General features: G+C 51.4%; 13 protein-coding genes and 5 tRNA genes. 4 read left to right on the forward strand and 14 right to left on the reverse strand.

Going from position 1 to position 14,441, the window contains the following annotated elements; translation table 11 throughout:
* Positions 1 to 764: 764 nt before the first annotated feature.
* The 6 genes from DQG23_RS32245 to DQG23_RS32270 all read right to left on the reverse strand — a co-directional run bounded on the left by DQG23_RS32245 (position 765) and on the right by DQG23_RS32270 (position 2,204).
* Positions 765 to 849, reverse strand: a tRNA-Leu gene (locus tag DQG23_RS32245).
* Positions 850 to 872: 23 nt separating this feature from the next.
* Positions 873 to 948: transfer RNA gene (locus DQG23_RS32250), tRNA-Lys, on the reverse strand.
* 58 nt (positions 949 to 1,006) lie between these two features.
* Positions 1,007 to 1,081: transfer RNA gene (locus tag DQG23_RS32255), tRNA-Glu, on the reverse strand.
* A 455-nt stretch (positions 1,082 to 1,536) separates the two neighbouring features.
* Positions 1,537 to 1,627 (reverse strand) — tRNA-Ser (locus DQG23_RS32260).
* A gap of 1 nt (position 1,628) precedes the next feature.
* Positions 1,629 to 1,704: transfer RNA gene (locus tag DQG23_RS32265), tRNA-Asn, on the reverse strand.
* Between the two features lie 26 nt (positions 1,705 to 1,730).
* Entirely contained in the window at positions 1,731 to 2,204 is a 474-nt protein-coding gene (locus DQG23_RS32270) for a SprT family protein (protein ID WP_113035158.1), read from the reverse strand.
* Positions 2,205 to 2,366: 162 nt separating this feature from the next.
* On the opposite strand from DQG23_RS32270, the gene DQG23_RS32275 reads away from it, so the two are divergent.
* Both DQG23_RS32275 and cmpA read left to right on the forward strand, forming a co-directional pair.
* Complete coding sequence (locus tag DQG23_RS32275; RefSeq protein WP_113035159.1) at positions 2,367 to 2,717, forward strand: hydrolase/acyltransferase; 351 nt, start codon at positions 2,367 to 2,369, stop codon at positions 2,715 to 2,717.
* Positions 2,718 to 2,817: 100 nt separating this feature from the next.
* Positions 2,818 to 2,979: a cortex morphogenetic protein CmpA gene (cmpA, locus tag DQG23_RS32280; RefSeq protein WP_113035160.1), complete on the forward strand. Its 162-nt coding sequence runs from the start codon at positions 2,818 to 2,820 to the stop codon at positions 2,977 to 2,979.
* 161 nt (positions 2,980 to 3,140) lie between these two features.
* Here the strand turns inward: cmpA and DQG23_RS32285 are convergent, their stop codons facing one another.
* From DQG23_RS32285 to DQG23_RS32310, 6 genes are all read right to left on the reverse strand, one after another.
* Positions 3,141 to 5,366 (reverse strand): Tex family protein, encoded by a 2,226-nt coding sequence (locus DQG23_RS32285; RefSeq protein WP_113035243.1) that lies wholly within the window; start codon positions 5,364 to 5,366, stop codon positions 3,141 to 3,143.
* A 193-nt stretch (positions 5,367 to 5,559) separates the two neighbouring features.
* On the reverse strand, positions 5,560 to 5,910 hold the full coding sequence (locus DQG23_RS32290; protein WP_113035161.1) for a type II toxin-antitoxin system PemK/MazF family toxin: 351 nt from the start codon (positions 5,908 to 5,910) through the stop codon (positions 5,560 to 5,562).
* A 3-nt stretch (positions 5,911 to 5,913) separates the two neighbouring features.
* Positions 5,914 to 6,192 (reverse strand): CopG family ribbon-helix-helix protein, encoded by a 279-nt coding sequence (locus DQG23_RS32295; RefSeq protein ID WP_113035162.1) that lies wholly within the window; start codon positions 6,190 to 6,192, stop codon positions 5,914 to 5,916.
* 293 nt (positions 6,193 to 6,485) lie between these two features.
* A complete protein-coding gene (gene alr, locus DQG23_RS32300; protein WP_113035163.1) occupies positions 6,486 to 7,664 on the reverse strand; it encodes an alanine racemase in 1,179 nt (392 codons plus the stop codon).
* Between the two features lie 305 nt (positions 7,665 to 7,969).
* Positions 7,970 to 9,292 carry an outer membrane lipoprotein-sorting protein gene (locus DQG23_RS32305; RefSeq protein ID WP_113035164.1) on the reverse strand — a complete coding sequence of 441 codons (1,323 nt, stop codon included), beginning with the start codon at positions 9,290 to 9,292 and terminating at the stop codon, positions 7,970 to 7,972.
* A gap of 270 nt (positions 9,293 to 9,562) precedes the next feature.
* Positions 9,563 to 10,156, reverse strand: a complete 594-nt coding sequence (locus tag DQG23_RS32310; RefSeq protein ID WP_158560804.1) for a TetR/AcrR family transcriptional regulator — start codon at positions 10,154 to 10,156, stop codon at positions 9,563 to 9,565.
* A 167-nt stretch (positions 10,157 to 10,323) separates the two neighbouring features.
* On the opposite strand from DQG23_RS32310, the gene DQG23_RS32315 reads away from it, so the two are divergent.
* Positions 10,324 to 11,289 carry an ABC transporter substrate-binding protein gene (locus DQG23_RS32315; RefSeq protein ID WP_113035166.1) on the forward strand — a complete coding sequence of 322 codons (966 nt, stop codon included), beginning with the start codon at positions 10,324 to 10,326 and terminating at the stop codon, positions 11,287 to 11,289.
* A 366-nt stretch (positions 11,290 to 11,655) separates the two neighbouring features.
* Here DQG23_RS32315 and DQG23_RS43515 read toward each other — a convergent pair whose 3' ends face one another.
* The gene (locus DQG23_RS43515) at positions 11,656 to 11,784 is read right to left on the reverse strand and encodes a hypothetical protein (protein WP_272949082.1); all 129 of its coding nucleotides are present in this window, start codon (positions 11,782 to 11,784) and stop codon (positions 11,656 to 11,658) included.
* 255 nt (positions 11,785 to 12,039) lie between these two features.
* On the opposite strand from DQG23_RS43515, the gene DQG23_RS32320 reads away from it, so the two are divergent.
* A complete protein-coding gene (locus tag DQG23_RS32320) occupies positions 12,040 to 12,993 on the forward strand; it encodes a carbohydrate kinase family protein (RefSeq protein ID WP_238178152.1) in 954 nt (317 codons plus the stop codon).
* 40 nt (positions 12,994 to 13,033) lie between these two features.
* Here the strand turns inward: DQG23_RS32320 and DQG23_RS32325 are convergent, their stop codons facing one another.
* The gene (locus DQG23_RS32325; protein WP_113035168.1) at positions 13,034 to 14,440 is read right to left on the reverse strand and encodes an undecaprenyl-phosphate glucose phosphotransferase; all 1,407 of its coding nucleotides are present in this window, start codon (positions 14,438 to 14,440) and stop codon (positions 13,034 to 13,036) included.
* Position 14,441: the final 1 nt, after the last annotated feature.

Below are 14,441 nucleotides of genomic sequence, written 5' to 3' on the forward strand. Positions count from 1 at the left end.
AGCCAGGATCAAACTCTCCATAAAAGTTGAAGCCGAAGCTTCTTTTATTTCGATATTGATTTGCTCAATGCGATTTGTTGCTTGTTTTGCTGGCTTTATTTCGCTCATTGTTCAGTTTTCAAAGGACAATTCTTCTTACTTGCTTGTCCCAACCGCTTGTCTCTCTCGGCCGGAGTTATAATGTATCATTGATTGTAGTATCTTGCAAGCATAATTTTTTTCCAATAGTCAAAATGTATCTTTTATTTATTACTTTTTCTTTCTTCCTGCTCTAACTAAAAGCAATCTTAGTCCTTCTGACTATGTATTCAGAATGACTGGACAATACCATAAAACCTTAATAAAAGCGCTTTTAAATATAATTAGATTTATAAGTGAGCAGCTGATTGAATCCAAAATCATTAGATGATCCTCGTCGGGATCCACACAATCCTTTGATTCTTGAGCTTCCTTATCATGCTCATGAAATATTTGATTTACCAAAATTCAGGGGCGGCATTTTCAGAAAGAAATAAAAAATGGGTTGGATTGATACCACCATCATTAGTATGCCCTACTGACATACCCACTAGAATACTCGCTGTCATCGTAGCCATGTAAAAATCATCCTTTTTGTTTCAGGATATATGATGAAGTTAACGTCATGATGTCAGAGAGCATTTATTCGTTTCTTATGCTAAAATAACCTTTGTCTTCCTAATTATAGAAAAATCCAAACAACAAAAAAAGCCTTGCTTATCAAGACTTTGCGCTTTAAATATGTATGGTGCGGTCGGCGGGATTTGAACCCGCACACCCAATGGGCGCCACCCCCTCAAGATGGTGTGTCTGCCGTTCCACCACGACCGCATGTTACGAGGGATATAAAAAACTGGTGAGGCATGTAGGACTCGAACCTACGACACCCTGATTAAAAGTCAGGTGCTCTACCAACTGAGCTAATGCCTCATGATTGCTTCCCGGCTTCCCAGTCGGTACTACCCGAAGCTTAAATGAAGGGTGATAATGGTGACCCGTAGGGGATTCGAACCCCTGTTACCTCCGTGAAAGGGAGGTGTCTTAACCCCTTGACCAACGGGCCATGCTGTTAATTTACTGCCGCTTTCTTGTTACTCTTCCGAAGCGACAAGAGTTATTGTAACAGATCGCCGAGAGGTTGACAAGCCTTTTTCAAAAAAACTTTTGCCCCATATTTCGAACGCTAAATCCGCTTTATTTATAGTACCCAGAATGGACTTTGTTCAAACGTTTCGATTGAAAACGTTCCGCTAAGTCTCCATCATGCAGCGAAAACCCGCTCGTTTGAAGCTGTAGTGCGTAAGAGGTTTGACCGCCGACGTGTGACCAAGCACCGCGTGCCGCGATGGCACCGCGCGCTGGGAGGCGCACGCGGTGCGGTCCGGGGTACTTACCCCTTTATATCGTGTAGTCGGTTGAACACAGCGGCATTTATAAGCAACGCCGAGAGCCGAGCCCCACGGCACTCTAAAAAAGACAAAACAAAAAGCCGCTTCGCAGCGGCCGGTTTGTTATGTATGGCGGAGAGAGAGGGATTCGAACCCTCGCACCACTTACGCAGTCTAACCCCTTAGCAGAGGGTCCCCTTGAGCCACTTGGGTATCTCTCCATGGCTCCCCGAACAGGACTCGAACCTGTGACAACTCGATTAACAGTCGAGTGCTCTACCAACTGAGCTATCAGGGAATATGTTTTGTGCACTTTCAAATTTATCAAACTTTGTTCTCCAAGTCAAGAGGGATAAGCTTCAATTTTCCCCTGCACTTGCCGCAAACGAATTTGCGCGTATCCAGCTTTCTTTTGCGGAGGTATTCCAGACTGCAGCTTGTACAAATTAGCCGATAACGGTACGGCTGCTTGCGGGAAGCGATCGGCAGCGCTTTGCAGAAGCGCGTTCCCCCCACCTGCTTCAGCAGCTGGCGAAAATCCGCATCCCGGTGCTGGTATCCCCGGCGCCCGATATGGAGATGATAATGACACAGTTCGTGCTTGATAATTTTCTCCACTTCCTCTGGCCCGTGAAGCTCCAGCTGCAGTGTGCTGATCTCTATATTATGCGTCCGCGTAAAATAACGCCCCCCCGTTGCCCGAAGCCGCCGGTTGAAGGTCGCCTTATGGACGAACGGTATACCAAAATACGTCAGGGATATGCGCTCGACCCATTGCTGCAATTGTTCGTTTTCCACCCCGCCCGCCTCACTTTCTCGGTTTATCGGATATGTGTTTATCCTTGCTTGAATTATTACACCAGGTTGCGCTAAACTGTCAAGTAAAGACTGATGCTGCGCTGGCTCGACAGAGACCGCCTGAATGCCGCAGCCGCGACGAGAGGGGAACTTGGTGGTATTATGCCGAAATATAGATACGGACTGCTAAAGCTGGACAATGAGCTGGAATTTGTAGAAATGCCCGCCACACACATGTACCAATTGACCGCACTGAACCGCCGCTTACATAAAGAAATCGAGAAGCTTACGGCAGGCAACATCCCTAAGCTGCCGCATATGATAGCGGAATGCGACGATCTCGACGTAATCGACAACGCATGCCCTGTAACGAACGGACTTTCCTACATCAATTCGCTTGAGCAATCATTCGCCTCGATTCAAGAGAAGGCTTATCCGCTTGTGTCGCTTTTAACGGAAATCCGGGCGCTTCAGGCGCAGCTTGAGCAATGGTACGAGGATGAAGAAGGCTAGCCTTCATAATTGGGGTAATATACCACAGACAGCGGACCTGCACCATTTAACCATTCCCTTCATATCGTAATAGTAAGCACAGCAGGAAGGGGCTGGAAATATGCCGCAGTGGCTTTGCAATCAGTTGATGCGAGCTTTCCAGAAAAAAAACCGCCGTCAAATCCGATTGTTGAACGATTGCTGGTATTTTTACCGAACCCGTTACTCCCATACCGGGCCAGAGGAAACGCTCCCAGGGGATCGTCCCCATCGCAAAAACTGATTTCTGCGGCAAAGCCGCCGCGAATTCGGAACGCTATTACGCCTCACATACGAAAAGAGCAGGCCGTTCGCCATGGAAACGGACGCTGCTCTTTTTGCGTTTATCCTTCTACTTATACAAGATTGAGCACGGGGCCCGAGCTCCGGGATCCGCAGCCACAATTATGCGCGGGGCTTTTTCATCGTCAGGCTGACGCGCCCCTTGTTCAAATCGACGCCGAGTACCCATACCGTCACTGTATCGCCGACCGAAACGACGTTCGTCGGATGTTTGACATAGCTGTCGCTCAGCTGGGATATATGGACAAGTCCGTCGTTCTTCACGCCGATATCGACGAATGCCCCGAAGTCGATGACGTTGCGCACCGTCCCCTGCAGCTCCATGCCTGCCGTCAGATCCTCGATTTTCAGCACGTCGGTACGGAAAATCGGCGGCGGCAGCTCCTCCCGCGGATCGCGGCCCGGGCGCTGCAGGCTGTCGAGAATATCGCGCAGCGTCGGTACCCCGACGCCGAGGTTCGCCGCCAGTTCGGCAGGCCCGAGCGAATCAAGCCGATCCTTAAGGTCCGATGAGCCGAGAGCCGCCAGCTCTACGCGCAGCTCCTTGAACAGCTTATCGACGACCGTATACGATTCCGGGTGAATCGGCGTATTGTCGAGCGGATTTCCGCCGCCCGGAATGCGCAGAAAACCTACGCATTGCTCATACGCTTTGGCACCGAGACGCGGCACTTTAAGCAGCTGCTTGCGGTCGGTAAATTTGCCGTTCTCTTCGCGGTACGCGACGATGTTTTTGGCGATCGTGCCGTTCACGCCGGCCACATACGATAGAAGCGACGGCGATGCCGTGTTCAAATCGACGCCGACATGGTTAACCGCCGACTCGACGACCGCGCCGAGGCTTTCCTCCAGCCGCTTCTGCGAAACGTCATGCTGGTACTGGCCGACGCCGATCGATTTCGGGTCGATTTTGACAAGCTCGGCAAGCGGATCCTGCATCCGGCGGGCGATCGATATCGCACTGCGCTCCGCCACGTCGAGATCGGGAAATTCGGTTTGCGCCAGCTTAGAAGCCGAGTATACGCTCGCTCCCGCTTCGCTTACGATAATATATTGAAGTCCTTTATGATTAACCTCGCGAATGAGCTCGGCGATAAACTGCTCGGTCTCCCGGGAGGCCGTGCCGTTGCCGATTACGATCAGCTCAACGCCGTACGCGTCAATCATTTGCTTGATGACCGCCTTCGCTTCGGCGATTTTATTGTTCGGCGGCGTCGGGTATGTGACGGCGATTTTCAGCATTTTGCCGGTATCGTCTACGACCGCCAGCTTGCACCCGGTACGGTAGGCGGGATCGACGCCCAGCACAACCTTGCCCTTGATCGGCGGCTGAAGCAGCAGATTGCGCAAATTCTCGGCAAAAATTTGAATCGCTTGCTCCTCCCCTTTTTCCGTCAGCGCCCCGCGCACCTCCCGTTCGATCGACGGCGCGATAAGCCGTTTATAAGAATCCTCAATGGTTGCCGCAAGCGTTTCGCGGACAGGGGAATCGCCTCTCAAGATTTGACGGCCGATAAAATCATGAATTTTATCGGGTGCGACGGTAAGCGACACCTTCAACACTTCTTCACGCTCGCCGCGGTTGATCGCCAAAATCCGATGAGGAGGCAGCTTGCGGACCGGCTCCTTGTAGTCGTAGTACATTTCGTAAACGGATTCCTGCTTATCGTCCTTGGCAAGCGTCTCGAGCTGGCCGTTATCATGCGTATAACGCCGAATCCAGGTACGGATTTTGGCATCGTCGGCGATATTCTCCGCGATAATGTCCATCGCCCCTTGAATCGCGTCCTGGGCGGTGGCCACTTCTTTGTCCGGCTTGACATACTTGGCCGCCTCAGCCTGCAAATCGCCCTTGCGATGCTGCGCCATGATCCAGTCGGCCAGCGGCTCGAGACCGCGTTCTTTGGCTACGCTGGCGCGCGTTTTCCGCTTCTGGCGGTACGGACGGTACAAGTCCTCGACCTCTTGCAGCTTGGCCGACTGCTCGATCGACTGCCGCAGCTCGTCCGTCAGCTTGCCTTGCTCATGGATGAGACGCAGCACCTCAAGCTTGCGGTCCTCCAGGTTGCGCAAGTAGTTCAGCCGCTCTTCGATGGCACGGAGCTCGTTCTCGTCAAGCTCGCCGGTCATTTCTTTCCGGTAGCGGGCAATGAAGGGAATCGTGTTTCCTTCGTCCAGCAGGCCGACCGTCGTCCGCACCTTGCCGGGCGCGAGCTGCAGCTCCGCCGCAACCTGCTTCAGAATGCGCTCCTGAACGGCCGCTTTCGCTTCCTCCGTCAGCTCGAACGCCGACTGCTCCCCTTGAACTTGTCCGATCTCATTAGCCATTTGCATCATCCTTTGCAACGTCAAATAGTAGTAGTAAGGTTCCATGTTCAAACCGAATATCCTCTATTGTATCGCACTTCCAGCAAAAAGACACACGTCGCGCACCGCTCCGGCTCCCATGCAGAATCATCCCACAAAATCAAAAAAACGAGGGGGTCTCCCTCGCCTGTTCGTTGTAAGTGTAAACCGGACGCTAAAATTCGATTAAGCCGACGCTGATCTGCAGCGATTCGTCGACTTTACGCATCGTTTCGTCGTCCAAATGCGTGATTTTATCGGTCAGCCTCTGCTTGTCGATCGTACGGATCTGCTCAAGCAGAATGACCGAATCGCGATCGAAGCCGTGCATCGCCGCATCGATCTCGACGTGCGTCGGCAGCTTCGCCTTCTGGATTTGTGCGGTTATCGCGGCAATAATGACAGTCGGACTAAAACGGTTTCCAATATCGTTCTGAATGACGAGAACGGGACGTACGCCCCCCTGCTCGGAACCGACGACGGGTGATAAATCCGCAAAAAATACATCGCCACGTTTTACGATCAATGGTCACACCCCGCTAACTAAGCGGTCAAGTGTACTGCCTGCGTCTTCCTCCGCCTGAAAAGCCTCCGATGCCATGTGGAGATTGATTTTGGCCATTTCCATATAGCCGCGCTGCATCGATTCACGCAAATGGCGCTTTTTCCGTTCCATCAGATACAACTTCATCGCTTGGCGGATAAATTCGCTCCGGTTCGAGTTTTCCTTCTCGACAATCCCATCCACTTCCTGCAGCAGCTGGTCCGGCAAACTGATCATAATCCGCTTCGTATTGACGTTGGACATATTCGGTATCGCACCCCCACAACTTTACCAAAGACAATATTACCATTATGGCGTAGCTCAATCATTTTTATACAAAGACAAATATATGCGCTCAGTATATCATGTATGTCTATATCGTTCGGCTCGTCAGCCAAAATTCAGGAAGGCATACTGACGCCCCGCAGCCATATACTCCTCTTGGCGTAGGCCTTTCACTCGTTCAAAGCTTCTCCAACTATACGTATTCGGCAAGGGACGTAAAATTCCTCCCATTTATTTCGCAAAATGGCAGCGGTAAATCATCCCAACCCAGCCTAATCAATCGTATGCTGCAAAAGATTGACCGTATTTCGCACGGTTCCGCCCTGCATATATACCCTTGGAACGCGGTGCGAAATCATGCACGTGATCTCGTAGTTGATCGTGCCGAGCTGCTCGGCGATCTCTTCCGCCGTAATCGCTTGCTCGCCCTGACGTCCCAGCAGCACGACCTCGTCGTCCAAACGCAGCCCGGAGACGTCCGTCACATCGATCATGCATTGATCCATACAAATTTTTCCGACAACCGGCACTTTTTGGCCTTGTACCAGAGCATTCGCCTTGCCGCTCAGCATCCGCGAAAAACCGTCCGCATACCCGATCGGCAACGTCGCGATCCGTTCGCCATCCCGCTGCGTGACGTAAGTCGCGCCGTAGCTGATCGTTTTGCCGGCGGGAAGCGTTTTGACCATGACGAGACCCGTTTTCAAGCTCATGACCGGCTCCAGCTCGATCTTCTCCCGATTCACTTCAGCGGACGGGTACAATCCGTACATGCTGATGCCCAATCTAACCATGTTGCAGGCAAGCTCCGGCAAATCGATCGCCGTGGCGCTGTTTCCGGCATGCACATAAGGAAAGCGAATCCCTTTATCCGCAAAATGATCCACCATCCGCTTAAACTGCCGATGCTGCTCATGCGTGTGCGTTTTGTCCGTTTCATCGGCGCATGCGTAGTGCGTGAACAGCCCTTCGACGCGAACGCCGGGCAAGCGCAGCGCTTTCTCGATAAACGAAATGGCGTCTTCTTCCCTATGCTGCCCGATCCGCCCCATACCCGAATCCAGCTTAATATGGACGGATACCGGCCGCCCGTTATCCCCTTGCTCGGCCAGCGCATCCAGCACTTCGTCGCTGAATACGTTGATCGTAATGTCGTAGTCTCTGGCCAGAGCCAGCCCTTCGACCGGCGTATAACCCAGCACGAGCACCGGCGCGGTTATGCCCGCCCTGCGCAGCTCCAGCGCTTCGTCGAGGAAGGCAACCGCCAAATACGCCGCGCCGCAGTTAAGCGCCGTTCTTGCCACCTGCACCGCGCCGTGACCGTACCCATCGGCCTTGACGACCGCCATAATGCCGATTTCGGCGGGCAGCAGCCTGCGAAACGCTTCTATATTGCGGCTAAGCGCATCCAGCGACACCTCTACCCAAGTAGGGCGATAAAACGAATCCAAGCCGTTCACCTTCTCCTGAAACCGACAAGGGGGCCGGAGCATCGCATCATCGCGGTGTCCGGCTCCCCACAATCGGCTGTAAACTCGCGTCCCGTAACCAATAAACCTATGTTAATCCGAACTACCAATGCTGTCAATGAATGATAAATGATTACGGGCGTTTTTGACGCTTCCATTTACCGGAAGTCGAGCGGTCAGCGGAGATATACTTTCCGAGACTTATACCAAAAGCGGATCCAGGCGGCACAGTTTAGAGCCAATACCGTTACAGCATCATTTCATGCCGTTTTCACCGCTCCCGGACGTTACTTGCCGATTCCATCCTGTACCGATTGAGCGATTTTCACCATCTCCGGCTGCGCCAAATCTCCGGAGGAAAGCCGGTACTGGATGCCGTCATACGTCCAAACGAGCGTCTTCTTCTCGGTACCCGTCATCACGCCGACCGTATAGCCGAGATCGACCCACGAGCCTTCCGGTCCGAGCATTTCCTGCTCCTTCGGCTGGAACTCCTGCAGCGTATAGTTGTAAGCTCCCGAATAGCGGAGCATGATCCCTTTGTTGTCGCCGAGCGTAACCTCGCTCACATCCTGCTTCGTCACGCCTTTAGGCAAATACGTCGGCTCGATCACGCCGAAAGAGACTTCATTCGCTCCCACCTTCGTGCCGCCTTGCACCGAGCCGCTTGCCGGTTTGTCGCTTGCTCCGGTTGTTTTGCCGCCGGATGTATCCGTGTGGCCTGCTGCGGGGCTCGCGCCGGCTGGTTTTCCGGAAGCTTCGGGCGTTTTGCCGTCCGTCGATTTCGTTCCGTTCGTACCGCCGTTCGCCGCGTTCGCGCCGGTTTGCTTCCCGTCGGCATCGGACGATTTGCCGTCCGTCGACTTGCTGCCAGGCGCGGAGGTCGAGCTGGCTTTGCCGTCCGCCGCCTTTTCTCCCGTCCCGGCGTTCGTTTTGCCGTCGTTCGGCTGTGCTGCAGTAGGCAGCGACTGAACGTTCCAGCTTGTCATGTTGCGCTGCATGTCGAACGAATCCTTGTCGAACTTTTTGCCGAATTGGAATTGGTTGAAGTCGACGACGACCATCACTTTCGCGTTTGCGTCAAGCACCTCGACATGTCTTGGCGCGTAGTCCTTCTTGTCCAGCCATATTTTTTGCCGGGATAGCGAAGCGTTCTGGTAGTTCGCCATCACATCGAACACGTAATTGTTCTCTTCGGTCGTAAACTGCCGGTCGCCGTCCATCATGATGCTTTGAACCAGCGACTGGTACAAGTAAACTTGTCCCTGATTTTCCGGCCAATCGCTTTGGAAGCGGAAGCTTTTGTTCAGATGAGGCGTCAGTACGAACACCCCTTCGTCGTTGCGCAGCACGATTTGCGTGATATCCTTCTTGTCGTTGGTCAGCGAAATGCGATAGTAATGAGGGTCTTGGAACCAAACTTCGACCTGATATACTTGCGGCTCTTGACCGGTATTCAGCGTCATCGTACCCGTGCTTTGATAGCTTTCGAGCTTGCTGATCACATGATCCAACTGTTTGACTACCGATCCTGCGTCCTTGCTGCCGCATCCGGCCAGAACTACCGCTAAACTTATCACGATGGCTGCTATCCATGTGATCCGACGCATTGTGCATCATCCCCTCATTGGCTAAATATCGAACACTGATACATGTCTATGAGGGTACTTGGCCAATTATGCAGACAAGTGTGACGAGCCTGACAAGTTGTCAAAATAAGCTTCCGCACGGGAAGACGATGCGCCTTCAGCGATCGAAGAACGGTTGGACGGTCGCATGGCATTTTTCGCGCGACGCCCGGTCACACGGCTGCTGTTAAACAACATGATTTTCGCCGGACAAAACCTTTTTTTTCACGGACGCAGGGCCGCCACACTATACTAAAACCCCCGGTCCGCCGCGACTCGTCCCAGCTCGTCTCTCATGGAAGCGGTCAGTTGAAAGCAGATCGCCCCCATTTCTTCCGGCGGAAGCCGAAAGCCGCTGAGCGTCCAATCGATCAGCATAACATGAATAACTGAAGACAAGGAAGCGCGCGCATAATAGCGACTCTCCGAAAGTCCTTCTCCCGTTTCTTCTCCCGCCGCCTCCGCAATCATCCGATCCAAGCAAAAACTCAAGCTTCTATATAAAATTTGACGAACCTTGCGGTCTTTATTGGTTATGTTGTTAAGCAAGGCCGGCGGCAGCCGATGCTTCCACTTATCGAACAATCGGATGAACAACCGCTCGCTCCACAAGCTTTCCTTGCCGAAATCTCCGAAAAACTGCTCAAACAGCTCCGTTATCGACGCGAACAACACTTCATCTTTATCCTTGTAATTCCGGTAAAAGGTTTGCCTAACGACGCCGGCCTTGTCCGCTATTTGAAGAATAGAAATATCCGAATACCCCGTATGCTCCATTAATTGAAGCAAAGCCGTCATAATCCATTCCTTCGAACGCGGCGTCCGAACGGTTTGCGCTTCCGCCAAATGTGACACATCCTCTTCTCTGTCCATTTTTGATGCAATGTGTGCTATTTCCAGTTGCGTAACGAACGAACTTATACTAATGTTACAACTGTAACATAAGAGTGATAATCATTGTCAATTAGAACATGTTTAAGCTTACATCATCAAGGAGGCATCAATTTACGATCATGCAGCTATTCCGAAAACCACTCGCCCTTCTTCTATCCCTTGTCCTAATTTCCCTGCTGGCAGCGTGCGGCAAAAGCGCCACCGAGACTCCGAGTCCGGAGCCTAGCCCAACGCAAAACGCGGCGAGAACCATCACGCACGCGATGGGCAGCACCCCGATCACCGGCACGCCGCAGCGCATAGTCGTTCTTACTACCCAAGGAACCGAAACGCTTCTGGAGCTCGGCATACAGCCTGTAGGCGCCGTCAAATCGTGGATCGGGAATCCGTGGTATGACCACATTAAAGACCGCATGAACGGCGTGCAAGTCGTCGGCGATGAAACGCAGCCGAATATGGAGCTGATTGCGAGCCTGAAGCCCGATTTAATTTTGGGCACCAAGGTGCGCCAGGAGAAAATTTACGATCAGCTTACCGCCATCGCACCTACCGTATTTACCGAAAATTTGGGCGACAGCATGCTGGAAAACTTCGAGCTTTACACAAAAGCATTAAACAAAGAAACCGAAGGCAAAGCCGTCCTGGACCAATTCAACAAGCTCATCGCCGATACCAAAGCCAAGCTGGGGGACAAAACGAAGCTGCAAATTTCCATGGCCCGCTTCCAGCCGGACAAAGTCCGCGTCTACCTGAAGCAGAACTTTGCCGGCGTCGTGCTGGAAAAACTCGGTTTCGCGCGTCCGGAATCGCAAAATAAGAAGGAATTCACGTTGGACATCGTGAAAGAGCAGCTGCCAATGCTGGATGGAGACGTCCTGTTCTATTTCACCTCGGACCGGGACGGCGCTACAGCAGCGACCGATTTAGCCAAGAGCTGGTTTAAAGATCCGCTTGCCCAAAATATGAACGTCGTGAAAAGCAACCGCATTTTCAACGTCGACGAGGCGATCTGGAACTCGGCAGGCGGCATGATGGCAGCCAAGCTGCTGGTTAAAGATATCGAGAAAATCGTGACGGGATTGTAGTAGTAAAGCTTACATGTAACTTGCGCTCTTGTCATCGCGCTCCGTAACGCGCATTTAGCGGCACGGCGGCGGTCAAGATTATGGTGGCACATGGCGGCTGTCGAACAGCGCGCATAGCGGTGTTGTGCGATGCCAAAACGATACACATAACGACGGTTACATGACTGCGGTCGAAACGCCTTCCATTGCGGTGTTCCGTGACGGCAAAAAAGACGCATATTCTAGCTTCATAGCGCAGCGGTCATTCCCCGAGCTAAACGCAAAAAGCCCGCTTGCAGCATAGTATTGCTGCGAGCAGGCTTTTTTCATCTTATTAGAAATAAACCGCAAGCCATATCCAAAACCTGAATAGTTGCCGAATCCGGCCTACCTCAGCAGAAACCAAAAAGCCCCGATAAGCGCTGCCCATAATATAGAGCCAAACAGGATGCCGTAAGCAATTCCTTTTCCGACCGAAAGCGTGTCCTCCGGAACCCTATCGTCTTGATCGACCATGCTCGGACCTCCTCTTCCATAACCTTCCTACTCAGCAGTATGGCACGTCCGTCCGCGTTTTATTCGCCCAGCTCTTTCATGCAGCTGCGTTTTTCCCTATAATATATGAGAATACGGTTGTCGAAGTCACTCGAAAGCTGCGTTTGCATATATATCCAAGTATATGTTTCTTCGGCAGAGAACATGTGTACTTCAAGGCAGCCGTTCCTTATGGGCGTCTTGAAAAAATTAAGCATATTAAGGAGCTGCCTCCCCTTGAAAAATAAACGAATTGCCGTCATCGGAACGGTATTTATAGACTGTAAAGGATTCGCCTTTCAAGATTATCGGCCGGCCGGCCGGAATTTAGGCTCGATCCAATTCGTTCACGGCGGCGTCGGGCGTAATGTAGCCGAGACGATCGCTTCCCTCAACGTGCCGACAACCTTCGTCAGCTCCGTTGATGCGACAGGCATCGGCCATGAAGTGGTGAACCACTTGCAAGCCCGTCACATCGACGTAAGCTACGTGAAGGAAGCGCCGAGCGGAGGCATGGGGATGTGGCTCGCCATTCTGAACGAGAACGGGGACTTGGCGGGCTCCATTTCGCAAATGCCCGACATGGCGCATATAGAGCAGCAGTTGTTGGAGCAAGGCGACAAGCTGGTCCAAGAGACGTCGCATATCGCCCTCGAGCTTGACTTGAACGAGCCCATCTCCCGACGCGTCATCCAGCTGGCAGCCCAGCACGGAAAGCCCGTGTACGGCATACCCGGCAATTTTGACGTGATCGGCAGCCATCCGGATCTCTTGCAGGGCATGGCCTGCTTCATTTGCAACCATATCGAAGGGGAGCGCCTGATGAACGCGACGTTCGAGGGGGTTCCGCCGGAGACGATCATCGGCCATCTGAAGGCCTATGTCAAAACCAGCGGGCTACAGTCGATCGTCATGACGCTCGGCGCTGAAGGCTCCGTCTACTTCGACGCAACGACCGGCGAATCCGGCTATCAGCCGGTATTCCCGGTCAACGTCGTCGACACAACCGGCGCGGGCGACGCCTTCTTCGCCGGCACCGTCGCCGGCCTCGTAAGCGGCCTGCCGCTTGCCAAGGCCGTCGTCTGCGGCACCAAAGTCGCCGGCTGGACGATCGAGTCCGCCGAAAGCACCTGCCCCGATATCGCGGCGCGCGCGGCAGGGGATGAGGTTTTGGGGGAGTTGTTGGGGTAAGAAAAAAGGTTGGGACGCTAATGCGAGATCCCAACCTTTCTCAATATGCGTTTTTGTTCACAAAACCATTCCAAACCGTTTTCCAAATAATTTTAATATCAAACAAAAAAGTCCAGTTTTCTATATAAAAAATGTCATAAGAAATGCGATCCTTGATTGACGTGTCGCCCCTCAATCCGTTGCTTTGCGCCCAACCGGTAATACCCGGTCGAATATGATGTTTAACCATATATTTCGGAATTTCTTCTTTAAATTGCTCTACAAAGAATGGGCGCTCCGGCCTCGGTCCAACTACACTCATGTGCCCGAATAAAACATTGAAAAACTGCGGCAATTCGTCTAAGCTTGTTTTTCTTAAGAATGAACCAAACTTGGTTTTTCTAGGATCATCTGCAGTTGTCCATTGTTGATCAGAACTTGCTTGTTCTAATACTTTCATCGAACGAAATTTATACATTTGAAATGTGCGACGATTCAAACCGACCCGCTCCTGCTTAAAAATTATAGGGCCTTTAGAGGTCGCCTTAATTCCTAGTACGATAATGAGCATAAGCGGCAACGTAAAGGCAATAGCGATTAGAGAGAACCCAATATCGAACATTCGCTTCATTACCCGATTACTTAGATCATCTAAAGGGATATCACGAACATTAATGAGCGGCATGCCTGCAAAATTATCAAAATGCGGTCTAGCCGGCAAAAAGTCATAATAATCAGGGATAATCATTGTACGGACTCCGGCTTTTTCACAAATCGATATTATATGGCCATACTTGTCATGTGCATCCAGAGGCAGCGCGATAATGACTTCGTCTACTAACATACTCTGAAGTATGGATTCGAGTTCCTCTACCTTCCCCAAAATAGGCTTATAGTACTGTGGGCTTTCTTCATGCGCGGTTTGGAAATCATCCAAAAAGCCGACAACTTCAAAGCCAAGCTCAGGGTGGTGCATGACATTTTTATAAAACCGTCTTCCTAGACTCCCCGCCCCAAGAATAAGGACAAATTGTTTGTTATAACCTTTCTCTCGAAGACTTTTCAATCCAAGTTTAATTGCATACCTATAAAAACCGATAAATACCAGATTAGAAATAAAGAACATGGCAAGAAAGTGCCTGGACACATCCATTTGTTTCAAAAGAAACAGAATCATAATAAGAATGAGCAAACTGACTGCCTGAATTTGAATAATTTTGAAAACTTCGAAAGAAAACCGTTTTTTACGCTTTGGCGAATAAAAATTGGTTAAATAACCTAAGCCTACGGCAATAACTCCGTAAATCAAGCTCCAAGTAAGATAATTTGAACGCGGAAGATGCCATTCATACCCCATCCATCCGGACATGAACTTTATGTAGAAAGCAACTAGAAATGAACATTGCATAATTATAAAATCACAGCCTGCATAAAGCTGCGTCAACATGCCTTGACTTCGACGAATCATG

It is taken from the genome of Paenibacillus contaminans (assembly GCF_003285015.1).
Taxonomy (GTDB): Bacteria; Bacillota; Bacilli; order Paenibacillales; family NBRC-103111; genus Paenibacillus_V; species Paenibacillus_V contaminans.

Excerpts from the sequence above, each read along its gene's own strand:
- DQG23_RS32285 (WP_113035243.1), bottom strand. The coding sequence starts at position 5,366 with ATGGCTAATGAGATCGGACAAGTTCAAGGGGAGCAGTCGGCGTTCGAG.
- DQG23_RS32325 (WP_113035168.1), bottom strand. The coding sequence starts at position 14,440 with ATGATTCGTCGAAGTCAAGGCATGTTGACGCAGCTTTATGCAGGCTGT.
- cmpA (WP_113035160.1), top strand. The coding sequence starts at position 2,818 with ATGCCGCAGTGGCTTTGCAATCAGTTGATGCGAGCTTTCCAGAAAAAA.
- DQG23_RS32315 (WP_113035166.1), top strand. The coding sequence starts at position 10,324 with ATGCAGCTATTCCGAAAACCACTCGCCCTTCTTCTATCCCTTGTCCTA.
- DQG23_RS32305 (WP_113035164.1), bottom strand. The coding sequence starts at position 9,292 with ATGCGTCGGATCACATGGATAGCAGCCATCGTGATAAGTTTAGCGGTA.
- DQG23_RS32295 (WP_113035162.1), bottom strand. The coding sequence starts at position 6,192 with ATGTCCAACGTCAATACGAAGCGGATTATGATCAGTTTGCCGGACCAG.
- DQG23_RS32275 (WP_113035159.1), top strand. The coding sequence starts at position 2,367 with ATGCCGAAATATAGATACGGACTGCTAAAGCTGGACAATGAGCTGGAA.
- DQG23_RS43515 (WP_272949082.1), bottom strand. The coding sequence starts at position 11,784 with ATGGTCGATCAAGACGATAGGGTTCCGGAGGACACGCTTTCGGTCGGA.